The sequence below is a fragment of the Sulfitobacter sp. F26204 genome (genome assembly GCF_026410305.1).
Classification (GTDB): Bacteria; Pseudomonadota; Alphaproteobacteria; order Rhodobacterales; family Rhodobacteraceae; genus Sulfitobacter.
In genome coordinates this window covers 12882-35816 of the sequence record NZ_JAPMLQ010000003.1, presented here as the reverse complement: position 1 = coordinate 35816, position 22935 = coordinate 12882, and the positions used below count along the sequence as shown (strand labels likewise).

At 61.1% G+C, this 22935-nt stretch carries 23 protein-coding genes and 3 pseudogenes; 14 read left to right on the top strand and 12 right to left on the bottom strand.

Going from position 1 to position 22935, the window contains the following annotated elements; all coding sequences use genetic code 11:
* The 10 genes from OS190_RS20635 to OS190_RS08990 are packed head-to-tail and all read left to right on the top strand — an operon-like array spanning position 1 to position 10836.
* Positions 1-390, top strand: a complete 390-nt coding sequence (locus OS190_RS20635) for an acyltransferase (RefSeq protein ID WP_502212145.1) — start codon at positions 1-3, stop codon at positions 388-390.
* 41 nt (positions 391-431) lie between these two features.
* Positions 432-1577, top strand: coding sequence for a hypothetical protein (locus OS190_RS09030; protein ID WP_267158366.1), 1146 nt, complete (start codon positions 432-434; stop codon positions 1575-1577).
* Positions 1574-2704, top strand: a complete 1131-nt coding sequence (locus tag OS190_RS09025) for a glycosyltransferase family protein (protein ID WP_267158365.1) — start codon at positions 1574-1576, stop codon at positions 2702-2704. The genes OS190_RS09030 and OS190_RS09025 overlap by 4 nt, the downstream gene beginning before the upstream one ends.
* 1 nt (position 2705) lies before the next feature.
* A complete protein-coding gene (locus OS190_RS09020; RefSeq protein WP_267158364.1) occupies positions 2706-3284 on the top strand; it encodes an acyltransferase in 579 nt (192 codons plus the stop codon).
* Positions 3285-3294: 10 nt separating this feature from the next.
* Positions 3295-5415 (top strand): bi-domain-containing oxidoreductase, encoded by a 2121-nt coding sequence (locus OS190_RS09015; protein ID WP_267158363.1) that lies wholly within the window; start codon positions 3295-3297, stop codon positions 5413-5415.
* A complete protein-coding gene (locus OS190_RS09010; protein WP_267158362.1) occupies positions 5412-7220 on the top strand; it encodes a heparinase II/III family protein in 1809 nt (602 codons plus the stop codon). The genes OS190_RS09015 and OS190_RS09010 overlap by 4 nt, the downstream gene beginning before the upstream one ends.
* 2 nt (positions 7221-7222) lie before the next feature.
* Positions 7223-8440 carry a glycosyltransferase family 4 protein gene (locus OS190_RS09005; RefSeq protein ID WP_267158361.1) on the top strand — a complete coding sequence of 406 codons (1218 nt, stop codon included), beginning with the start codon at positions 7223-7225 and terminating at the stop codon, positions 8438-8440.
* Between the two features lie 41 nt (positions 8441-8481).
* Positions 8482-9075 (top strand): sugar transferase, encoded by a 594-nt coding sequence (locus OS190_RS09000; RefSeq protein WP_267158360.1) that lies wholly within the window; start codon positions 8482-8484, stop codon positions 9073-9075.
* Between the two features lie 2 nt (positions 9076-9077).
* Positions 9078-9698: an acetyltransferase gene (locus OS190_RS08995; protein ID WP_267158802.1), complete on the top strand. Its 621-nt coding sequence runs from the start codon at positions 9078-9080 to the stop codon at positions 9696-9698.
* Positions 9699-9702: 4 nt separating this feature from the next.
* Positions 9703-10836 (top strand): DegT/DnrJ/EryC1/StrS family aminotransferase, encoded by a 1134-nt coding sequence (locus tag OS190_RS08990; RefSeq protein ID WP_267158359.1) that lies wholly within the window; start codon positions 9703-9705, stop codon positions 10834-10836.
* Positions 10837-11152: 316 nt separating this feature from the next.
* On the opposite strand, the gene OS190_RS08985 is transcribed toward OS190_RS08990, so the two are convergent.
* The 4 genes and pseudogenes from OS190_RS08985 to OS190_RS08970 form a co-directional block, all read right to left on the bottom strand.
* Entirely contained in the window at positions 11153-11425 is a 273-nt protein-coding gene (locus tag OS190_RS08985) for a metallophosphoesterase (protein WP_267158358.1), read from the bottom strand.
* A 425-nt stretch (positions 11426-11850) separates the two neighbouring features.
* Positions 11851-12072: pseudogene (locus tag OS190_RS08980) on the bottom strand (hypothetical protein); the annotation flags it as partial.
* Positions 12071-12499, bottom strand: a pseudogene (locus OS190_RS08975) (phage tail tube protein); the annotation flags it as partial. The pseudogenes OS190_RS08975 and OS190_RS08980, both read right to left, overlap by 2 nt.
* A 24-nt stretch (positions 12500-12523) precedes the next feature.
* Positions 12524-12943 (bottom strand): acyl-CoA transferase, encoded by a 420-nt coding sequence (locus tag OS190_RS08970; protein WP_267158801.1) that lies wholly within the window; start codon positions 12941-12943, stop codon positions 12524-12526.
* 97 nt (positions 12944-13040) lie between these two features.
* Here OS190_RS08970 and OS190_RS08965 point away from each other — a divergent pair, with 97 nt between their 5' ends.
* Positions 13041-13964 (top strand): hypothetical protein, encoded by a 924-nt coding sequence (locus OS190_RS08965; RefSeq protein ID WP_267158357.1) that lies wholly within the window; start codon positions 13041-13043, stop codon positions 13962-13964.
* A 19-nt stretch (positions 13965-13983) separates the two neighbouring features.
* On the opposite strand, the gene OS190_RS08960 is transcribed toward OS190_RS08965, so the two are convergent.
* The 8 genes and pseudogenes from OS190_RS08960 to OS190_RS08925 form a co-directional block, all read right to left on the bottom strand.
* Positions 13984-14613 carry a DUF6441 family protein gene (locus OS190_RS08960; protein ID WP_267158356.1) on the bottom strand — a complete coding sequence of 210 codons (630 nt, stop codon included), beginning with the start codon at positions 14611-14613 and terminating at the stop codon, positions 13984-13986.
* Positions 14610-14921, bottom strand: coding sequence for a head-tail joining protein (locus OS190_RS08955; protein ID WP_267158355.1), 312 nt, complete (start codon positions 14919-14921; stop codon positions 14610-14612). Before OS190_RS08955 ends, OS190_RS08960 begins: the two co-directional genes overlap by 4 nt.
* Complete coding sequence (locus OS190_RS08950; RefSeq protein WP_267158354.1) at positions 14921-15256, bottom strand: DUF2190 family protein; 336 nt, start codon at positions 15254-15256, stop codon at positions 14921-14923. Before OS190_RS08950 ends, OS190_RS08955 begins: the two co-directional genes overlap by 1 nt.
* Positions 15257-15333: 77 nt before the next feature.
* A pseudogene (locus OS190_RS08945) lies at positions 15334-17379 on the bottom strand (prohead protease/major capsid protein fusion protein).
* A gap of 14 nt (positions 17380-17393) precedes the next feature.
* Positions 17394-18950, bottom strand: a complete 1557-nt coding sequence (locus tag OS190_RS08940; RefSeq protein ID WP_267158352.1) for a phage portal protein — start codon at positions 18948-18950, stop codon at positions 17394-17396.
* On the bottom strand, positions 18950-19159 hold the full coding sequence (locus tag OS190_RS08935) for a phage head-tail joining protein (RefSeq protein ID WP_267158351.1): 210 nt from the start codon (positions 19157-19159) through the stop codon (positions 18950-18952). The genes OS190_RS08940 and OS190_RS08935 overlap by 1 nt, the downstream gene beginning before the upstream one ends.
* Position 19160: 1 nt before the next feature.
* A complete protein-coding gene (locus OS190_RS08930) occupies positions 19161-21164 on the bottom strand; it encodes a phage terminase large subunit family protein (RefSeq protein ID WP_267158350.1) in 2004 nt (667 codons plus the stop codon).
* Positions 21112-21672, bottom strand: a complete 561-nt coding sequence (locus OS190_RS08925; protein WP_267158349.1) for a hypothetical protein — start codon at positions 21670-21672, stop codon at positions 21112-21114. The genes OS190_RS08930 and OS190_RS08925 overlap by 53 nt, the downstream gene beginning before the upstream one ends.
* Positions 21673-21818: 146 nt before the next feature.
* Here OS190_RS08925 and OS190_RS08920 point away from each other — a divergent pair, with 146 nt between their 5' ends.
* The 3 genes from OS190_RS08920 (at position 21819) to OS190_RS08910 (ending at position 22888) form a co-directional block, all read left to right on the top strand.
* A complete protein-coding gene (locus OS190_RS08920; protein WP_267158348.1) occupies positions 21819-22088 on the top strand; it encodes a hypothetical protein in 270 nt (89 codons plus the stop codon).
* A 5-nt stretch (positions 22089-22093) separates the two neighbouring features.
* Complete coding sequence (locus OS190_RS08915; protein ID WP_267158347.1) at positions 22094-22282, top strand: hypothetical protein; 189 nt, start codon at positions 22094-22096, stop codon at positions 22280-22282.
* Positions 22283-22372: 90 nt separating this feature from the next.
* Complete coding sequence (locus OS190_RS08910) at positions 22373-22888, top strand: DUF3489 domain-containing protein (protein ID WP_267158346.1); 516 nt, start codon at positions 22373-22375, stop codon at positions 22886-22888.
* Positions 22889-22935 lie beyond the last annotated feature (47 nt).

Genomic DNA, 22935 nt, shown 5'->3' with positions numbered 1-22935 from the left:
GTGCGCATCCAACAACTACACGGAAACTCATCCTCAAATTTCCGGATCGGCACGGACCTACATATTAGCAATGATTGCCTTTTGGACTTGTCGGGAAACGTCATAGTTGGTGATCGGGTAACGCTAAGTGAGGCAGCCAAGGTTTTCACACATAGCCATCAAATTGATGGCGTTGGACAAGATTGGCGTCGAGGAAATCTTTTTTTCTCAACGCTTACAATAGGAGACGACGTTTGGATTGGGGCTAATGCGGTTGTTTTGTCTTCCGTTTCCACCATTGGCGCCGGAGCAGTGGTCGCCGCGGGTGCAGTCGTGCGCTCCGATGTTCCAGCCGGCGCCGTTGTAGGCGGAGTGCCGAGCAAGCTGATCAGGATGCGCGAAATCGTATGAGGCTCGGCTTTGTCGCTTATGGGACAGGACTTGTCCTGCTGTTGCTGGCAGATATGTTAGTCAGCAGCCTGTTTTCTCCGGACGACATCTCCGACTGGGCGTTGTTACGATCGCTCATCGGGATTTCGGCGGTCCTCCCGTTGATTGGGTTGGATCAGGTCTTGGTGCGTCGCCCCGCGGCTTCGGCGCAGGTGTTGCGACTGTTATCTTTCCAAGTGCCGGTTTTATCCTGCGTGGTCGGGGTGATCCTGTTTATCACAGAGATCCTGCCGAATTGGTGGATTGGGAGCCTGCTGGCGATTGGTTCCGCCGCATCCCTGGCTCAGTTTCAGTATTTTCGGTCACATCACAAACGGGTTCTGTCTCAGCTGGCGCAACAAGGTTGGAAGATCGCGGCGTTCGTCATGGTCGGCCTGATGGTCGTGACGGGATGGCGGGGTGATCTGATCCTGTCAGGCGTCCTGCTGGTCCTGACCACCAATATTGTGATGGCAGGGGCCATGCTGCGCCTGCCACCTTCGCAGCTGCATCCACAAACTACCGAGAACGTGGGGAAACATTACGCCATTGGCAGTCGGTTTATGGTCACCACCTTGCTTTTGGCCATGTCGGTCTATGCAGAACAGGTCGTCGTAAACCGATTGGGCAACAGCACGGACGCCGCGCTGTACTTTACGTCCGCCACGTATTTCCTGTTCCCGATCTCGTTTCTTAACGGTTACCTTGCGTTCCTTATCGGACCATGGCTACGCGACAACCATGATCGCTTCGCGGGCTTTCTGCACACTCGTTGGCTTGTCATCGTAGGCTTTCCCGCCGCCGCCGCAGCCCTGTTGAACCTTTTAGGCTGGTGGTTATGGCAGGTGGTCACACCTCCTGTCGGTCAGGTCGATCCGGTGTTGCAGGGTCTGTTTTTCTTGATGGCTTTTGTGCGCACCCTTTACGCTCTGCCCTCTGGGTACCTTGGCGTGTTCGGGATGCCCCATCAACACGATATCCTGATCCTGCTGCAAATCGTGGCTCTAGTACCTGTTGTTGCACTTTTCTTGGGCTTGAGATGGGTGGGATTTGATTTGGTTCACAGTGTTGCCGCGGCCAGCGCTCTTAACTGGTGCTGCCGCACTCTGGTGGGGTACGGAATGACCGCAAAAATAATTTGGCTGCGGTCAGGAGAGCCGAGAGTATGACACAGGACATTCATTTTCTTGCGCCCCTTCCCGCAATGCGCAAACGAACGCGTCTTGCCAAGATGGTGCCTGTTCTGCGCGACTCGGGTCACCAGATCTGGTTTTATGGTTGGGAACGCGTGCCCGGTGAAGCAAGAGAATTTGCTTGGGGCGAAGACGGAGTTCGCGAAACAACCCTGATGCGGGGCGGCGGTTACGCCTCCGGCAAGGCCCGGGCGATGTATCCCTTGTGGATGACCAAGGTGTTTTGGCAAACCCTTCGGCTAGGGCGCGGTAAACTACTCTTTTGTTTGGGTTGGGAAACCGCATTCCCCGCCCTTCTAGCAGCCAGCTTTACTGGATCGAGAATCGTCTTCGACGACGCGGATCGATTTTCGATGATCGTTCGACTCCCCGGCATTGCTGGCAGTCTGCTCAGGGTCTTGGAACGCTGGGCATCGCGTCGAGCGGAGCTTCATGTCATTCCAGGGTTTTCGCGCTACGAGTCGCACCACGACAAGATGTTCGTTTTGCGCAACAGCCCTTTGGAAGAAGATTTCCTTGCTGCAACGCGGGCAGTCCCTTCGCGCCCAGACGCCAGTTTGGTCCTTTACGCAAACGGATGGATTGGCGAGACCCGCGGTGCCCCGATCTTCTTGCGCTTGTTGGATCTCGCGGCACAAAGCAGGATGGACCTGAAAATCGTGATTGCCGGACGTTACGACGGTGCCGCGGCAACGCGCCTGATCTCACACCCGCAAGCCATCTATCTTGGTGAATTGTCTCAACGCGAAGCGTTGGCATGGTACGGTGCCTGCGATGCCGTTCTAACATATTATGACCCCGCCGTTCCGATCAACCGTAAGGCGGAATCGAACAAATGGGGAGACGCGGTGTTTTTCGGTTGCCCAATCATCGTCAATTCCGAAGTGGAAACCGCCGCACCGCTAGTCGAGGCCCAAGCCGCAATCAGTATGCCCTACTCAGACGCCCAGGGTCTTCTGGACCGCCTTAGAGAAATCGCACCAGAAGGTGAGTTGAGGGCCTCAATACGCAATGCCACCAAGCGTCTACGACCGGAATTCCCGGTCTTTGATCACCAACTCAAGCATATCCTTCGCCGCTTGACCCTAAAGGAGCAAGATTAGCATGTCACGTCTTCATCGCGTCCTGTACAAGATCGAACGGATCATTGGTTTGACCGCCATCAAACTGGCCCCGATCATACGTCCGGGCTTCGCAACCACTATTGCCGTCAAGGTTTATGGCCGATGGGGCATGAATTTCGTCGGAACGCCAAATTACCTTTCGGCCCGGATCAATTTCGACGGGACGGATTATGGCCTTATCGAAATCCACGAAGGTGTAACCATCTCGTCATACGTGCGAGTCCTGACACATGACTGGTCACTCTACACGGTGGCAAAAGCCATCCATCATTTCGCGGAGAAGCCGATTGGTGAAATCAAAGGCGTCAGCATCGGCGAATATTCCTTTGTTGGCACAGGCACTATCATAATGCCCGGATCCCGCATCGGGCGCGGATGCATCATCGGTGCCGGAACCGTCGTCCGGGGCAATATTCCGGATTATTCGATCATAATCGGCAGTCCGTGCCAGAATGTTGGCGACACGCGGCGCTTGATTGCATCCAAGTTCGAGCGCATGGGCATCGACTCGACGCCAGCACTGGCCGAATTCCTTTTAAACAACACTGATCCAAACTAGGCTCCGGAAAATGAAACAGATCCTCCAAAATCTCTCTACCGGCGAATCCGAACTCATCGAGGCGCCCGCGCCTCAGGCGAAGCGGGGCAGCCTGTTGATCGACACCAGCGTATCATTGATTTCGACCGGGACCGAGCGGATGCTGGTCGATTTCGGAAAGTCCGGGCTGGTCGCCAAGGCTCGCAGCCAACCGGAAAAGGTGCGACAGGTGCTGGACAAGGTGGCCACCGACGGGTTGATGACGACCGTGGACGCCGTGCGCTCGAAGCTCGGCCAACCAATCCCGCTTGGTTATTGTAATGTTGGCGTGGTCAGCCAGAGCAAGGCAGATGGCTTTCAGAGCGGTGATCGGGTGGTCTCGAACGGGCCGCATGCTGATGTCGTGAGCGTCCCCAAGAACCTCTGTGCGAAGATCCCTGACGGTGTCAGTGACGAAGCTGCTGCCTTTACGGTGGTGGCGAGTATTGGCCTGCAAGGAATTCGTCTTGCCCAGCCCTCGTTGGGCGAGAGTTTCGTCGTCACTGGCGTTGGGTTGATCGGGCTGTTGACTGTGCAAATGCTCCGTGCACAGGGCTGTCGTGTACTCGCGATCGATTTCGACCCGGAAAAGCTGGCTCTGGCGCGTAAATTCGGTGCCGAGACCTGTAACCCTGGTGCGGGCGAAGACCCGGTGGCAGCGGGTATGGCCTTCAGCCGAGGCTTTGGCATAGATGGCGTTATCATTACCGCCTCGACCAAATCTAGCGATCCTATCACCCAAGCTGCGCGCATGAGCCGTCAGCGCGGGCGGATTGTACTGGTCGGTGTGACCGGTATCGAGCTGAACCGCGCCGACTTTTACGAAAAGGAATTGAATTTCCAGGTCTCATGCTCCTATGGTCCCGGCCGCTATGATCCGTCCTACGAAGACGACGGCAACGACTATCCCATTGGCTTCGTACGCTGGACACAGCAACGCAATTTCGAGGCGGCGCTGGATATGCTGGCCTCTGGCGCGTTGGATGTGTCACATCTGATCAGCCATCGCGTTCCCTTCGAAGACGCGCCACGCGCCTATGAATTGCTGACCTCGGACAAGGCCGCGCTTGGGATCATTCTGACATATGGGCATGCGGTCGAACCCCGCCATCTGCGCAGCGTGACCTTGGCCGACGCGCCCGTCGCGGCCTCGGGCAAGGCGGTGGTCGGGTTCGTCGGGGCCGGAAACTATGCCTCGCGCATGTTGATCCCGGCTTTCAAGGCCTCGGGCGCGACGCTGCACAGCATCGCATCGGCGGGCGGAACCAATGCGGTTGTGCATGGGCGGCGCACGGGCTTTGCCCAGGCGACCTCGGACACCGATGGTCTGATCGCTGATCCGGCTATCAACGCCGTAGCGATTGTTACCCGCCATAACACGCATGGCCGCTTCACCTCACAGGCCTTGCGCGCAGGCAAGCATGTGTTTGTAGAAAAACCGCTGGCCCTGACACTTGAGGATCTCGATGAAGTCAAGTCGGCCCATGCTGAAAGTGGCAGGCACCTCATGGTGGGCTTCAATCGTCGCTTTGCGCCGCAAGTTCAGACGATGAAGCGCCTGCTAAGTGCGGTGACTGCCCCCAAAAGCTTTGTCATGGTGATGAACGCCGGTGCGATCCCGGCGGATCACTGGACGCAAGACCGGGCGACAGGCGGAGGGCGGATCATCGGCGAGGCCTGCCATTACATCGACCTGATGCGCTTTCTCGCCGGGTCTCCGATCACCTCGGTTCAAGCACGGCGCATGGGCGACACCGATGCCGAGGCGGTGACCGAGGACAAGGCTTCGATCACTCTCGGGTTCGAGGACGGGTCGTTCGGCACCATCCATTACCTCGCCAATGGCGGTGCATCCTTTGCCAAGGAACGGGTCGAGGTCTTTGCCGCCGGACGCACCTTGCAGCTGGACAACTTCCTGAAGCTTCGCGGCTTCAACTGGCCGGGATTCAAAAAGCAGAACCTATGGCGGCAAGACAAAGGGCAGACACCCTGCGCGGCGGCCTTTGTGAAGGCGGTCGAAGCGGGTGGTGCCCCCCCTATTCCGGCCACCGAATTGTTCGAGGTCGCCAAGGTCAGTATCGATGTGGCAGAGATCTTGCGCGCCCAGGCATGAACCGTCGCCTGACACAGGTTAGTACTTACGCCCGGTTGGGACCTGCCAGTATCGCGAGGGTCGCGGCCTATCGGCTCGGGTTGAAAAGCGGGCGGCATCCGGCCCAGCGGCTGGTGGCGCCCGTAGCCCAGCCGCCGTTTTTTCGTGTCGTTGACGCGCCCAGACAGAAAACCCATCCGAACCACGCCTGGGATGACAGACTGTGGTGGTTCGGCTGGCACAGCGCGCCCTTGCCTGATGCGCCGCCAGATTGGTTCTCCAACCCGTTCTCCAATACTGCCCAGCCAAACGCCACCCGAGACTGGTGGCGCATCCCCGATTTCGGCACCGGGGATATCAAAGGGCTGTGGGAGCTGTCTCGGATGGACTGGGTCGTCGCCTGGGCCACGACCGCGTCCTGTGGCGATGGGCCGGCGCTGGAACGCTTGAACCTTTGGCTGGCAGACTGGGCTGCCCGAAATCCACCTTACAAGGGGCCAAACTGGAAATGTGGGCAAGAGGCATCAATCCGCGTAATGCACCTGGTCGTTGCGGCCTGGGTGCTGGGTCAGGACCAGAGACCAGAACCAGGCCTAGTCGATTTGCTGCGCGCGCATCTGCAACGCATCGCGCCGACAATGTCTTATGCCATCGGTCAGCAGAACAATCACGGCACCTCTGAGGCCGCCGCGTTGTTTATTGGCGGCTGCTTTCTGATGGGTCAGGATCCTCGAGCCGAAGGTTGGGCCCACAAGGGGCGGCGCTGGCTGGAAGAGCGTGCAGCGACCCTGATCGAGCCCGATGGCAGTTTCAGCCAATATTCGGTGACCTATCACCGCGTGATGCTTGATACGTACTCCTTGGCCGAGGCTTGGCGTCGGCATCGCGGCATGCCCGCGTTTTCGAACCGACTGCATGCGCGGCTGATGGCGGCAACCGGCTGGTTGCGTGCGATGACCGACCCCGAAACCGGAGACACGCCCAATATCGGGGCCAATGACGGGGCGCGATTGTTACAACTGACAGGAACGGATTACCGCGATTTCCGCCCCTCGGTCCAATTGGCAGCGGCCTTGTTCCAAGACGAGGACGCCTTTGGCCCAGGACCCTGGAGCGCCCCACAGCGTTGGCTCGACGTGCCTGAAGGGCAGAGAGCCGCGCCGTTGCGCAGCGCCAGTTTCGACGATGGCGGCTATCATGTGTTGCGCACGGGGCGGTCCATGGCGGTGCTGCGCTATCCGCGATTCCGCTACCGCCCCAGTCAATCAGACGCTCTGCATGTCGATCTCTGGCACAACGGAACCAACCTGCTGCGCGATGCGGGGACTTTTAGTTATAATGCCGAGGGCGCTGAATGGTTCGCAGGCACGGCGGCACATAATACGATTGAATTCGATGGGCGCGACCAGATGCCTCGACTCGGACGTTTCCTTTTTGGAGATTGGCTCAAGGCCGAGACTGTCGAGCCTGTTTTGGATGATGGTGTTACGGCAAGTGGAGCGGCGGCATACATTGACCCCCACGGTGTTCGGCACCACCGGGCGATCACCCTGAGCGCTGATGCACTGATTTGCCGGGATACGATCACCGGCAGTTTTGAGGATGCATGCTTGCGTTGGCGCCTAGCACCTTGCGATTGGCATATTAAAGGTGACACCGTCCGGAATGGGACCTACAAGATTGCGATTGAATTCAATGGCAAGCCGATCTCCCCGGTACTCGGTACCACGGTTGAGTCTCGCTACTACCTGCAGAAAACAGAGATTCCTGAACTCTCGGTCAAAGTAAGCCGACCGGGAACTCTCGTCACGAAGATTGCTTTTTGATCATGCACGTTCTCTATTTCCACCAACATTTCTCAACTCCGCAGGGATCGGCCGGAACCCGCTCCTACGAGATGGCCCAAGCACTTATTCGGGCCGGGCATAGCGTCACGATGGTCTGCGGCAGCTATGCCCAGGGGAAAACGGGTTTGAGCATGCAGTTTGAAAAGGGAAAGCGACGCGGCGTTGTCGAGGGGATTGATGTAATCGAATTCGATCTCGATTACGGCAATCATATGGGATTCATGCAGCGTCTTGGAGTTTTCCTGAAGTTTGCTGTTGGGTCGGTTGGCGTGGCTCTGCGGGAACCTGCAGATGTTGCATTCGCGACGACAACCCCGCTAACGGCGGGCATCCCGGGTATTTTTGCGCGCTGGCTGACGCGCAAAACCTTTGTGTTCGAGGTTCGGGATCTTTGGCCGGAATTGCCCAAAGCAATGGGCGTGATCACCAACCCGGTCGTGCTTGGGCTTATGTCTGTTCTGGAATGGGTATCCTATCGGTCGGCAGATCGATTGGTGGGCCTGTCGCCCGGCATCGTCGAGGGCATTGCATCCCGCGGGGTCGACAAGGCACGGATCGCAATGGTGCCCAACGGTTGCGATCTCGATCTGTTTATATCTCCTGCGGAGGCATGGCGGCCCAACGGAGTGCGAGACGATCAGTTGCTTGCAATTTTCACGGGAACGCATGGGAACGCGAATGGTCTGGATAGTGTTCTCAATGCGGCAGCGGTTTTAAAAGAGCGCGGGCGTGATGACATCCGGATCGCCTTGGTCGGACAAGGGCGAGAAAAGCCAGGACTTATGGCCGAAGCGGAAGCGCGAGGCCTCGACAACGTTCTGTTCCTCGACCCTGTTCCCAAAACCAAGCTCACTGGATTGATGGCGGGTGCTGATTTAGGGCTGCAAGTTCTGAGGAATGTTCCTGCATTTTACTTCGGCACGTCTCCGAACAAGTTCTTCGACTACATCTCTGCCGGATTGCCCGTTTTGAACAATTATCCGGGCTGGCTTGCGGGCTTAATTAAGGAAACCGATTGTGGTTTTGCCGTGCCGCCCAATGACCCGGCCACCTTCGCGGACGCTCTGATCGCGGCCGCTTCGGATCGCGAAGCGCTTCGACAGAAAGGGATGAATGCGCAAGAACTTGCGAAAACACGCTTTTCTCGCGCGAAACTGTCTTCCGAATGGGTTCAATGGGTGACAGGTGCTACACGTTAAGCTTTAAGGCAATTGGCTGGGAATTTGAAACGGCGCGATAGATGAAACGAATTATTGATATTCTCGGGGCCAGCTTGGGTTTACTTCTGTTATCGCCAGTTCTGGCGATTGTAGCCTATAAAATCCGCCGCGAGATGGGGGCGCCAGTGCTCTTCAGCCAAACGCGCCCCGGCCTCCGCGGTGAGCCTTTTAGAATGATCAAATTCCGCACCATGCGCGACGCCCTCGACGCAGATGGCACCCCCCTGCCCGATTCCCAACGCATGACCAAACTCGGCCGCTTTCTGCGCTCCAGTTCGCTCGACGAACTGCCCGAACTGTGGAACGTGCTGAAGGGAGACATGAGCCTCGTCGGCCCGCGCCCTTTGTTGATGGAATATCTGCCGCTCTACTCCGAAGAGCAGTCGCGCCGCCACGAGCTGCGCCCCGGCGTCACCGGCTGGGCGCAGGTGAACGGGCGCAACGCGATTTCTTGGGATGAGAAATTCGCGCTCGATGTCTGGTATGTCGACAATCGCAGCCTCTGGCTGGATCTGAAGATCATCTGGCTGACCCTCCGCAAGGTCATCAAACGCGACGGAATATCTGCCGCAGGCGAAGCCACCATGTCAAAATTCACGGGGAACGGATCGTGAGCATGTTAATCGGCGTTTATGGGGCTTCCGGTTGCGGACGGGGGATCATGCCCTTGCTGCGCGCGCAACACCCACGGACCGAACTTGTTTTCATCGACGATGGACAAGCCCCGAGTTACGTCAACGGTCATGATGTCATTCCTTGGGCCGAATTTCTCAAACGCCAATCTGGTGAAAAGGCCGTCAGCATCGCGATAGCCGCCTCAAAAACCCGCCAGACCCTCGCAGAAAAATGCAGCGTTGCGAAAGTTCCCCTTGTAGAGGCCCGAGCGGCTTCTGTTGTGCAGATGGATGAAGTCGTCATCGAAGAAGGCGCCTGTCTGTCCCCTTTTGTGACCCTGACCTCAAACATCCGCATTGGCCGCTGTTTTCACGCCAATCTCTATTCCTATGTCGAGCATGACTGCATCATCGGCGATTTCGTGACCTTCGCACCGGGCGTGAAGTGCAATGGCAATGTCACCATCGGCGATCACGCCTATATCGGCTCGGGCGCCATCATCCGCCAGGGCATCAACATTGGTGCCGGCGCCATCGTCGGCATGGGCGCGGTCGTGACCCGCGATGTGGCGCCGGGTGTCACAATCGTCGGCAACCCGGCCAAACCCCTAATCAAGGACTGACCCCATGCGTATCTACCTGTCCCGCCCCCACATGTCTGGCCATGAGGAGCGCCGCGTAGCCGAGGCCTTTGCGTCGAACTTCGTCGCTCCCCTCGGTCCCCAACTCGCGGCCTTCGAGGCTTCTGTGCGCGACTACCTCGGCGCGGATGTGCATTGCGTCGGCCTGTCATCAGGCTCTGCCGCCCTGCACCTCGCCCTGCGCATCGCGGGTGTCGGTCCGGGCGACGAAGTCTGGATTTCCTCGATGACCTTCGCAGGTGGCATCTTTCCGGTGAACTACCTCGATGCCACCCCGCGCTTTTTCGATCTCGACCCGACAAACTGGACCATCGACACCGCACGCCTCGCCGAGGAACTTGCCAAGGCCGCTGCTGAAAACCGTCTGCCCAAAGCCATCGTGCCCACAGATCTTTATGGTCAATCCGCCGATCTCGACCCGCTGGAGAGCCTCGCGGCGCAATACGGCGTACGCCTGATCGTCGATAGTGCCGAAAGCCTTGGTGCCACCTTCAAGAATGGACGCAAAGCCGGCACCGGTGGCGATGCCGCGATCCTGTCCTTCAACGGCAACAAGATCATCACGACCTCCGGCGGCGGCATGCTCGTCACACGCCATGGGGACTGGGCCGAAGAAGCCCGCTTTTTGGCCACACAGGCCCGCGACCCGGCACCCCATTACGAACATTCCACCTACGGCTACAACTACCGCCTCTCCAACATCTGTGCTGCGATTGGGTTGGGGCAAATGGAGGTACTGGACGCCCGCGTCGCCCGCCGCCGCGAAATCTTCGCGCGCTACAAAACCGCCCTCTCCCGCAACGGCATCGCCTTCATGCCTGAGCCTGACGGACTGCACTCGACCCGCTGGCTGACCGCGCTGACCATCGACCCCGATCAGACCGGGGTCACGCGCGAGGACATCCGCCTGATGCTTCTCGAACATCAGATCGAGTCTCGCCCGCTTTGGAAACCGATGCACAAACAGCCACTCTATGCGGGTGCACCCTATCACGGAAATGGCTTCGACGAGCGCCTCTTCGCCAACGGCCTCTGCCTGCCGTCCGGCAGCGACATGACCGACGAGCAGCAGGATGAGGTGATCGGGCGGGTCACAGCCCTGCTTGATAAAGGCCGCTGAACTCTCGCGGCCAGTCAGACGCGAATGGGTCAAATCGGCTTGAGCAAGCAACAGCCTGAGATAGCTCTGCTCCTTTGCCTCTTTGACGAGAAAGATCGCGTACGGTCCCGCTGCTATGGCCTTTTGACGAAGACTTGCCGACCCCTTCCATAGCTTTGGCCCACCAGCGACTTCGACTTCGCCGACCGAAATCACACAGTCTTCAGCGTCGTATCGGTTAATCAGAACCCGATGTTAGATCGTTTCAAGTTTTGACGAAACATATCCGGCATTCTTGAGGTAGTTGAATTGGCGCATTCGTCAGCGGTGAAGCGGTTTAGGATTGTGCCGACTGGAAGTGCAGAGCGTTGAGCTCATGATTGCCCATGATCGCCTTGGCCTTGCCTGTATCGACAAGTTCTCGGACAGTCATGAGAACAGCCCGATTATCCGGACCATGGTCGATGAAGTCTCCCAGAAAGACGGTCTGTCGATCCGGATCTGGGTGGGTCCAACCAAGCGCGTTCCGCCGCCACCCCAGCCCAGCGAGGGTAGCCTCGAGTTTGGCGGATTGGCCGTGTGTGTCAGGAATGATGTCTAATGGGTCCATGAAGGCATCGTGAATTTGTTCTCGGTACTTTGTTTGGCTCAGCCTCCGCATCGGCCTGAACCAGTCTGAAGTTCTTGAACGTTAACTGTGCCAAAATGGTTTGTCATCGGGGTTTCGTCAGGGGAATGGGATGCGAACCAACCCCAGAAATCCGCCAATTTACGCCAGCATCCCAAGCAACGCGCCTACTGCGCGCTCTGTCTATGTTGCCATAGGTGTCGTTTGGAACGTGCGGGTGGGTTTTGGCGGGGTTGGGCAGCAGGGTATTGAAAGGTAACGAGAAAACGAGACCGAACCGGAACGGACGAGGTTCGCCCAAACTGAGACTGAGGGCTATTCTAAGCCCAGTCTGGGTCTGGCAGCGCGCATATGAGGTTCGGTCCGTTCCCGCAAACCCCTTTGTTAAAGCGGAAAAATCCGCGCCCGTCGGCCAGCGGGCGGAAAACCTCGAAACTCAGCTGCGGGATGCGGTTGCCATAGTTGCCGAGCGGCAGGTCCTCAAAAACGACATAGGCCGTGCCGCGATAGGCTGGCGTGTTGGCCGCGCCCGTCTTGGCTGTGATGAATGGATCGGCCGTCTGGCTCTCGTCACCCGGATACCAGCGCCAGGTGATCCCGGCCGTGTCGAGCAGCTTGCCGTCCGCCCAACCCAGAGCGCTGCATTTGCCAGTTGATCTGGTCGAGCACGCATCCGGAATACATCGCAAAACGCGGGACCTCAGGCATGCCGGTCTCGATGGACATGCTGGGCAGCGTCCAAGACCCCGACTGGAACTCATGCGTCCAGGGGCCGCTGCCGGTCGTGGTCGGATCGCCAAAGGCTGCCTTCAACCAGAACCCGAAGGCTTCCGCGTCGAGCGGCACGACGACATCCCCGTCCGCCGTCACCGCATCCTTGATTGGCGCCAGCGGATCCCGGCCGTAACCCAGCAATTCCGAATTGAGCAGTGGTTGCTCCGCCCCCAGCGAGGTGCTGGCGAAGGGCATCTTCGTGAAACCGCCCACGGGGGGCGTTCCATAGGTCGTCTCGAACGCAAGCGCCATCTGCGCCCGCGCCCCTTGGGCTCGTGCCATTGTGTTCTCCTTAGATTTTCGGGATCAGCCGAGCGGATCAGCCGTTGAATAGTGCAGCACCACGGGGATCACGGCCGCCTTCAGGCTGGCCGCGCCCTCGACCGGCAGATCGACGGGACGGGGCGCTTCCGCCTCGACCCAGTCGCAGAGCCCGCCCAGCGTTCGATCAGCCGCAAGCGCCGCGCCGATGCTGGCGGTCAGCGTGTCGAAGGCGGCGTCACGGTCGGTGCCTTGAACGACAGCTTCGATCTCGGCCCGGTGCTGGTAGTGGTAGCGCAACGGGGACAGCGTGACCTCGGGCTCCCCCGGCTCGCCGTCGCGTAGGATCAGCAGGCCCGCAGCCGGAACGCGTTCGGGCAAGACCTCACCGCGCAGGACGGTTGCGGGCAGCGCTGAAAGCCGCGCGTGCAGCGCTGCTAGGATGGTTTTGCGAGGGCTGGGCACGGTTCTCTGCCGATCATCATATCTAGAAATGTCGTCTTGTGCGTTTGCACTGATTTCGACAAGGTTATGTTTAGGCGCACTCTTGAGAGGTTCGATAATGCTGTTCAACGTCGACAAGGCTCTCAGTCTGCCGGATATTCGTCACATTGTCGCAAAGCGTGATGAAGTACTCGATCGTTTCGGGCCGATATTCCGAGATCCGCAAAGTCTGACCAAGCAGGACTATCTGGATTTCCTCAGTTTCAAGCACAATCACCACTGGACAGGTTTAGAACGCCTGGGGCGCCGAGCCACAGATGATATGGAAAGTCTGCGAGAAGCTATAACCATCCTAGTAGACGAAACAAAACCGATCGCGGACAGATTTGTTTCTGCCCTTTCCATGGTGAGTGGAGCCGGTCCGGCCACTCTCACACCTATATTACTCTTGGCGTATCCTGGTCGCTACGGGGTTTGGAACGGCACCAGCGAACCCGAAATGCGGGAACGAGGTGTATGGCCTGCTTTCCCCCACGGTACTTCTGAGGGGGAACGCTATGAAATAATCAATTCCGTGCTCCTTCAGCTGGCAAACGACTTGAAAGTGGACCTGTGGACACTCGATGCCTTCTGGTGGATGAGCAAGCTGGAACGTCAAAACACTGGCCACTACCTTGGCTCCAGAGAGATCGCGATCTGGAACATGGCTGAACAGGCCAACCAAACGGCGAAGCAATCCTACGGGCAGACAGTGGAACGCACTATCAAGAACAAGGACCTCCGGCTCTCGAAAGAAGCTCTCATCGCGCATCTCAAAGAGTTGCTGGAGGAAACAGGTGATAGGTGCGCCATTTCAGGAATTTTCTTGCAGTTTGACGGTCCAGACTTGCAATTACGACCGTCTTTGGATCGAATTGACAGTTCCGGCCACTATGAACTCGGAAATCTCCAAGTTGTGGCTCGTTTCATCAATTTCTGGAAGCGTGATACCGAGGATTCCGAGTTCCGCCGACTGCTGGCTATTCTGCGAGGAGAATCTTAGGCGGGACCCTTCTGGCTGCTCATACTCGTGCCTCCACCCAATTAGCCACGATCAACCCCGGCACGCTGTCGAGCGCCCGCTCAGCATCGCGGTCGAGATTGAGCCGCTTTGGCAGCTTGACCTGCGGCACCAGAAGGAAGATCGGCGCGGTGACCTTTCCGCGTCCGGTTTTTGAGCGCGACACCACGGCCTGACCCTTCGTGTTGAGCCGCGCCTCGGCCACCAGCAGGCTGGGGCCCGTCCGTCGATAGACAAACCGCAGGCGCAGCCCGCGCCGCCGTTCCCATTCGCCGGGGGTGATCCGGCCACCGCGCGTGGATTTTCCAGCGGCAGGCAGCGGGATCGCCAGCCAAAACCCGTCCTTCGAGCGGATCAACGGGCCGGTGTCGTGGGCTCCCACGATCACAGGAGCCTTCGACCAGACCAGCGCCGCCGCATCAAGGCTTTCGCCCGACCGCGGAAAGTTCTGGTTGCGGATCGAGTTCGCGAGCCGCCGCCCGAGGCCCGCACCAGTGATCTGTGTGCGCCAGGCAGTCTTGAGCCCGGTCCCAGCCTCGCGCATGGCGGCCGTGACCGCGCGTTCGCCCGTCGCGACCTCCGCTGCCATCATGGCCACAATATCCGGATCGATGTCGAGCTTGAGCTTCATGTCGCGCGCAAATCCACGGTCCAGACCAGCCGCTCGCGATCGCGGACAGGCTCGCCCTGAATGAGGAAGGCATCGCCGTCCATTTCCAAGCGGTCACCCGGACGCGGGGTCGGAACCTCCGCGACGCGCAGGTCAATCCGGGTCGTTTCCGACCAAAGCCGCGCGTCGCCGAAGTCGGTGATCGCATCGGCCTGCCGGGAGACGATGCGCACCAGCACGGGCGCGCCGCCGTCGGAGGTGTAAACCGCCTCGCGTCCGATATTCGGATCAGCAAACAGCGCATCCAGAATGGCGGCGAACGCTGTCATCAGAAGCTGCCGTTCAGGCGCACCCGGCCGATCACGTCGCCCGCGCCGCCTGCAACGGCTTCGGTGGCCACGCCGATCAGCGTATTCGCCGTGGCGGTCTTGGTGGCTTCCTTGTTGGTGTTATCCCAATAGATTTTGTCACCGGCCGACCAAGCTTGGGACGCGACTTTCTTCAGATCGAAGATGCCGACGAGCGCGGCCTCGACCGTTTCGGCATTGGCAGCATCCCCGGCGGCAACGCCGAAGATGGAGCCGACGAGCAGGCCATCGCCGGACGTCACGGCATAGGGCGCGGTCAGGGTGATGGTATTGCCGGGCTGGACGTAGTTCTTCATTGCGGAATCCTTTGCAAATAGAAACGGGCGGCCCGATTGGACCGCCCGTCAGAGGTAAGATGTCAGGGATGGCCCGGTTATGCGCCCGGGTTCTTGTAGAGGCCGCGCCAGTCGATGGCCTTGGCACCGAAGTCGAGGCGGCACTTGATCTCGACGCCGTCGACGTCGAAGCCGTTGCGGGTTTCGATGTACGCGCCTTGCTGACCCTCGAGATAAGCGTATTCGATGGTGTCGATCTGGTTCGGGCTGGCCGCCCGATACCAGGCGGTCTAGCTCGCGGCGTCGAGGCGCGGCTCGCTGATCGGCGCGAGGGTGCGGATCGATTGCGGCACCACGCTGGACGTCGCGGCGGGCACGAGGTTCTGGGCGACCAGCTGCTCGGCCTTCAATTCCAGCGAAGCGGGCACGATCAGGAAGGCAGGCCGGACGTTCAACACCGTCTTCTTGTCCAGCCCCGTCTGCTTGGCCATCGCCGCCCGCGCCGCGCCCACCGCATCGACCGCCAGCGCCGTACCGGTGCCCGCGAGGTTCTTGTGGGTGATGTGGAACAGCGCGTTGCCGTCAGCCATCGCCGGATTGGCGGTGATGACACCCCAGACCACGTCCGACTCGAGCTGCGCGATGGAGTTGCCATACATCGCCGGGATCCGGGTGAAGGCGTCCAGATCGTCGTTGATCAGCGTCTGGCGGGTGATCGCGACCACTCGGCCATAGGTCTTGACCTTGTAGCTCTCCTTGCTCTCGCCCAGCGTGCCGCGCTTGAACTCGCCGCTCTCGCCGACCTCCAAAAGCTGCGGCGCTTCGCCAAGCTGCACCCGATGCATCGCCTTGAAGTCGGTCGCCAGCACCTGGCGGCAGAAGAGCGAGAAGGTCCGGGGATAGGCGTCATAGGCTTGTCGCAGGGTCTTGTTGGTGACGGCCGACAGGATCTCGGGGAAGTCGGAGGTCGAGTGCAGGGCCCGCGTCGCCACCTCGTCGCGCGACAGGCCGCGGGTGTTCACCCCGGCATTGCCGAGGCTTTCGCGGGCCAGTTCCATCAGCGTCATGCCACGGTACTGCCGCGCGGCATCTTCCAGAGTGAAGAGTGTCGGGCTGTAGCGGTGCAGCAGCGCATTCGCCACGGCATCGCGTCGGGTGATCGCCTCATTGCGGCCACCCAGCGGGACCGACACCTGGCTGAACGTGCGGGTTTCCTCGGATTTGGCGGCGACCTGATCGAGGATCAGACGGCGGGCTTCGCCGATATCGGTCCCGCGCTTGACTAAATCCTCAGCAAAGCTGCGTTCGAGGTTCAGACGTCCTGCCAGATCATAGATCGTGGAGACGCGGTCGCGTTCGGTCTCGCGGGCCCGGGTCGCGACGGCTTCGGTATCGAGTGCGGCCGCAGTGTCGGCCTTCTGCGGCTTCGGCTGCGCGCGGGTTTCGATGGCGCCATCTTTCGGTTCGGCCACAGGCGTCTTGGGTTCAGTCATGGTGGTGTCCTCGGCAGCATTGATGTCGCTGGGCTGGTCTTTGGCCTCTGCGGCCGGGGCGTTGGGTTTGTCCGTCATCGGGATGGCTCCTGTACTGGTGGTTGGGACGTCCCGGCGATGGAGGACGCAGTCGTGAAGTGGGGATTGGGCGCGGAACCCCGCGGCAGGGTCCGCGCCAACGGGTACGGCGGAGACCTCGAAGGGCGTCCAGTCCACCGCGCGCCAAAGTTCGCGGGCGGCTTCCGGTTTCGAGACCTCGAAACGATGAACCTGGTAGCCGATGGACACCGCGCGGATGTGCCCGGCCTGGATGTCCCGCCAAATCGGTTCGACGTCCGCGCGCTCACTAATCCTGACCTGCGCAATGCCGCGACCGTTTTCGATACGCGCCGAACCCGGCACGACCGAGCCGATCACGGCATCCAGCGTGTCGATCTCATGCACCTTCAGAAACGGCGCGCCCGCATTGAGCCGATCCAGCCGCACATGGGTCGGATCGAGGCTGAGTACTTCGTCATAGGGCTCGCCAAACAGCGTCGAGCGGCGAACGCGCGCGCCCGCCGACCAGATCACCTCGACGGTGCGGGCGTCGGTATCGGCTGAGTTCGGCGCAAGCTCCGCCGACCGGCGCAGGGCCGGTAATTCGATCATCGTGTCCATGTTGGTCAGTCCTGTTCGTCGGAGTCGGGCCGCGCCGGGTCCGTATTGGAGTCGTCTTCCGGATCGCTCGCCGGGTCATTGGCCGGATCATTCGCCGGATCGCTGGTCTGTGCGCTGCCGGTCTTGGTGACGCGGCGCGGATCGCTGTCGAGCACCAGCCCGAGTGCATCGAGCTTGGCGTTTGTGGCGGCGATTTCCGCTAGCACGGCGTCAGGGTTGCGCCCCTGCCGGGCGATCACCTCGGCCAGCGTCATGGTGCCGGAGCGGATCGACAGCAGGTTGGCCATTGCGTCCTTCTGCGGATCGACCGCTTCGAACTTGGGCGGCGACCATTCGACCGGTACGTCCGGCGATGGGATTTGCCCTGCGGCCCACGCGGCCTCGGTGAACCAGCGCCAGACCGGGGCGCAGAACATCGGAATGAACAGCTGCCATTGCACGGCGTCGATCTGGCGGCGGAACTCGACAAGCCCGGCCCGGATCGAGGAATAGTTGACCTGGCTGAGATCGCCGGTCAGCAGCTCGTAGGGCACCCGGAACCCGGCCGAGATCGTGTGCAGGCTGGCCCGCTTGTAGTCTCCGTAGCCGCCGGTGGCGGAGGGCTGGTTGAACCGGATGTCCTTGCCGCCGCGGGCATAGGCAATGAGCCCCGGCTCGAACTGCTCCACCCGGTTGCCGTCAGCATCGACCACGGAAGGCGCAATGCCCTGCTGCGCCTCGTCATCTCCAAAGACGATGGCGGTCACGCAGGCCTCAGTCTTCTTTCGGACAAGTTCGGCGACCTCGTAGTCGTCAAGATCGCGCAAGCTGCGGATCACCGGCGCGCCCCAGGGCACACCGCGCGCCTGCGTGCGCTGTTTTTCGTACACATGAGCGATCTCGGTTGCCGGGACTGGACGGCTCTGCAGACCGTTCTGCAAAGCACCATAGGCGTCACCGGGATGTTCGGCATGCAGCCAATAGGCCCGACGCTTGCCGACCGGGTCGAACTCGATCCCCTGGACCAGACGTCCCGCGTCGAGGACACCGGATTTCGTCGCGTCGAGGAAGTCGGCCTCCAGCACCTGCAATTGCAGCGGGACGGGCAAGCCATCGCTCGCGCGGCGCAGACGTCGGCGCACCAGGACCTCGCCTGCCTCGACCATTTCCCGGCAGATCAGCGTTTGCAGACCATAGAAGTCGAGCTGGCCGTCGGCGTCAGCCGCGTCCGACCAACTTGCAAACAGCGCATCGACCTTCCGGTCCAGCTTGTCGGTGCCACTGGCCGCCCGGGGCATGATGCCCGCACCGACAATGTTGTTCACCAGCACCGCCACAGCCTTTGCCGCATGTGGGTTGTTGCGCACCAGATCGCGCATCCGGTCGCGCAAGAGCGCCCCGGCGATGCCGACCTCGGTGTCAGCCGAGGATCCCGGCGCGCGCCAGCCATCGGTCCGTCGCCCCTTCGCGGCGCCGTCATAACCCCGCGTCAGGGTCTCAAACGCCTGCCGCGCCAGCACGCGGCGGGCCGCAGTTCGCGGTGCCACTGTGGCAATCGCGTGGTCAATCCAGTTGGTCGACATCAGCGGTCTTCGCGCGAAAAGCCCGCAAGACCAGCAACCGGCAGTGGCCGTGTCGTCCCGGTGATGGCGCGCTCGATGGTACGAATACGCGCCAGCAGATCCTCGGCCGAACCGTAATCGACGGACTTTCCGTCATAGCTGACCCGGGTCGTTCCACTGGCGTAGGCCCGGCGCAGCGCCGACAGCTCGGTTTCCGTCCAGTCCGTCATTTCAAAACCATCCCCCGCGCCGTCCGAGCCAGTCGGATTGGCGTTTGCCATGCGACGTCTGCGTTTGCCTGTTGATCTGCCCCGCGGGATCCGCAGAAGCGTCAGCGACCCCGAGCTGATCCTCGAGATCGCGCCATTTCTCGTCGGTCCAGCGATCCGCGCCCGCGATCCAGGCAGCGGCACGGGCATAGACCCGGCAGTCCAGCGCTTCGTTGCGCTCGCGCAGTTTCTGCCATTCCAGCCGGGCGAAGCCGCGCTTCGTGCGCACGGTGACCAGCTGCTCGGCCACCAACTGCTTCAGCCATTCGTTCTCGACCCAGTGCGGCAGGTGAACCGTGCCGGGTGAGAATGCCGCTCCGCCCACCATGTCCTCCTCGGTCGGCTGTTCGAGCCGCAGGAAGCGATAGGTCTCGGCCTTGAAGGTCGACACCGCCACGGTCCAGAGCCGTGCGCCCCGGCGCAGACGTTTGCCGCCCTCGGTCGCGTCCACAAAAGTCGGCCCCGACACCGGGCTCGACCGATTGAACCCTTCGACGCCCTTCACCGGCGACACCTGTGCGAACCCTTGAGCACGTGCCCAGCCATAGACTGCTGGGGCCTCGTAGCCGGTGTCGATGGCAAGCCGCGCGGTTTTCAGATGCGCGCCGCGCTCATGCGGCCAGGTGCGCCCGAGCAGGTCCGTGAGTTCGTCCCAAGCCTCGTGCCGGTCGGGCCCGCCTTCGATGACGATGTGATCAACGAGCCAGCTTTCCAGCCCGCGCCCCCAGGCCCAGACATCGACCTCGATCCGGTCTTTTTGGACGTCGGCCCCGGCGGTCAGGAACAGCCCGCCCGCTGGGACAGTGCCCGGTTTCCAGCGTTCCCGCTGATCGTAGAGCCGCTGCCAGTCCGGTGCTTCACCGGTCTCGACCCATGTCTCGCCGAGGATCGTATTTCGGAAGGCCTTGATCGCTTCGTCCGATCCCTGTGCCGCGTCCCACGCCCGCACAATCCGCTCCCAGCTCAGCCAGCCGATGGGCGAATAGAGCGCCGAGAGGTGGTAGCCGACCGTATTGGGATCCGCTGCCGTCGCAGTCGCTCGCCATTCGCCAGCCTCCAGCATCGCCGTCTTGTGATGCTCCGCGATGGGCGTGTCGCAGCCCTCGCAGTGATATTCCGCCGTCTCCGGCTGCCCTTTTTCCCAGCGGAGCGGTTCGAACTTCAGCCACTGCATCGCGCCGCAATGCGGGCAAGGTACGAAGAACCGGCGCTGGTCGCTGGCCTCATAGTCCCGTTCGATCCGGCTCATCCCCCGTATCGTCGGCGTCGAGACCAGGAACACCTTGCGCCGGTGGGCAAAGGTCAACGACCGCGCCTCGGCCAGCGTCACCGGATCGCCTTCCTCGTCGGCGGACGCCGGATAAGCATCGACCTCGTCGAGGAAAATGTAGCGCGCAGGCGTAGAGCGCAGCCCGACCGCCGAATTCGCGCCGGTCATGATCAGGATGCCGCCCGCGAATTCCTTGGACAGCATCGTGTTGCCGGCATCGCGCGAGCGCGCCGGTTTGACCCGCTCCCGCAGTTCCGGGCTTTCGTCAATCAGCGGATCGATCCGCTGCCGCGAATTCCGCTTGGCCAGTTCCACTGTCGGCTGGACCGCGAGCATCGGGCCCGGCGCCTGGTGGATCGCAAAGCCGATCCAGTTGTTGCCTGCCTCGGTCGCACCGACCTGCGCGGCCTTCATGAAGACGATCCGCTGTGTCGGATCGCCGGGCGACAGCCGGTCCATGATTTCGCCCATGTAGGGCGTACGCGCCGTGCGATACCGCCCGGGTTCGGCCGATGCGCGACCCGAAAGCATCCGGTGCCGGTCCGCCCATTCCGACACGGTCAGGTCCGGGTCAGGCGTGAGGCCCGCACCCCAGGCGCGCAGGATCTCCGCCGCGCCATCGAAATCCGGCATATCGTCGGCATCACCGGAGATCGGGTTTGACCTCGGCAAGGTCGTCGAGCTGGGCACGGACATGTTTCTCCAGGACCTTCTGCATCGCGGCGGGCTCCACACCCAGATCGGCCGCCATCAACGCCGCCGCCCGAGCGGGCCAGTTGATCCAGACATCGCGCTCCTGCCGCGCCAGCCGAAACACGAGCGACACAGCGCGGGCCCGGTCGATCAGCTCGCCCTTCAGCTTTTGCAGCCGGATACGGCGTTCCTGCGCCTTCAGCACTTCATTGGCCGTCTTTGCCTGCAGGAACGTGGTGCCGCTGCCGACAGGCGGGGCTGCCATTCCCTGTTCGCGCAGCGTTTCGCCTACGGCGGATACCGCCGCCTCCGGGACGGGTTTGAGCTTTGGCTGCGGTGCTTTCCGTGTCTTGGACGGATCGGTCGCCTCAGCGCGCAGAGCATCGCTGGCCACCGCGTCAATGCTGCCATCGGCATGCAGCACCAGCCGTCCTGTCGCCTTGGCCTTCTGGATTGCCCCGCGTGAAAGGCCGACGCGGGCGGCGTATTGGCGCTCGCTCAGACCCTCCATTGCGCACTCCGATTATCATTCAAAATCATTTGCTTATGTAGTTGATAAGCCTCCGAAGCAGAGCGAACGTGATCCTGCAAAAACGATGCAACTCACCGCCGCGCTCAAGCAGCGCAGCGGTAGCGCAAAACCAAGGAGCCGCCACGATGACCCGCCTGAACCCCCAGACAACGCCCCGCCACCAACTTCGCGCCGAGAAGGTTGCGCGGAACAAGGAAGCAGCGCTCAACGCCTTCATCGGCAACAAGGCCGAGATCGACGAGATGCTGGCCCGCTTGTCGAGCCTGAGCAACGAGCATTTCAACGCCCACCCCGACGAGATCAACTGGGGCCATGTCGGCACCCTCGAAAACTACGCCAGCCTCCTGAAGCGTATCACCGACAGCGCCTTCGGCGAAGGCGAGCACGCGGAGTGAGCCCGATGAGCAGCACCCTTGCAGAGCGTTACAACCTCGAGGCCACCCGCCTGATGCCGCACATGGCAGGCGACCTTCAGGTCGAGCCGACCATCAATACCGCGAGCGAGATCGACGAGATCGTGTTTCGCCGCAGCGAATATCTCGGCGGCATGGCGGCCGTCCTGCTCGCCCTGACCACGCGCGACAACTGAGCCACTGCGCGTCGGTCCCGGCCCGCCCAAGCGGCGGGCTCGCCTCGGTAGAAGCCACGCACCCCGCGCGGCTCAAAACCGGAGGCAAACATGACCAAACTCACCGACACCCAAGCCATCATTCTCAGCGCCGCCGCCAATCGCGACAACCATATCGCATTGCCGCTGCCCGACAGCCTGCGCGTCGGAGCCGCCAACAAGGTAGTCGCCGCCATGCTCACCAAGCGCTTCCTCGAAGAGGTCGACGCCGACATGCGCAAGGGCGAGCCAGTCTGGCGCGAAACGGGCGATGGCCACGGCGTCACGTTGATCGCCACCGAAGCGGGCCTTGCCGCCATCGGCATCGAGACTGACAGCGCGGAAACCAAGCCGACCGAGGATCCTGCGCCCAAGACGCGCACGCGGCGCGAGGGCACCAAGCAGGCCACGCTGATCACGATGCTGCGCGCATCGGACGGCGCGACAATTGCAGAGATCATGGCCGCGACCGGATGGCAGTCGCATACAGTGCGCGGCGCGATGTCGGGTGCGCTGAAGAAGAAGCTCGGGCTCGAAGTGACCTCGGAGAAGGTCGAGGACCGGGGGCGCGTGTACCGCCTCGATTGATTGTGCGCAGCATCGCGGAGTCACAAAACGTCAAGAGGTATGCATCA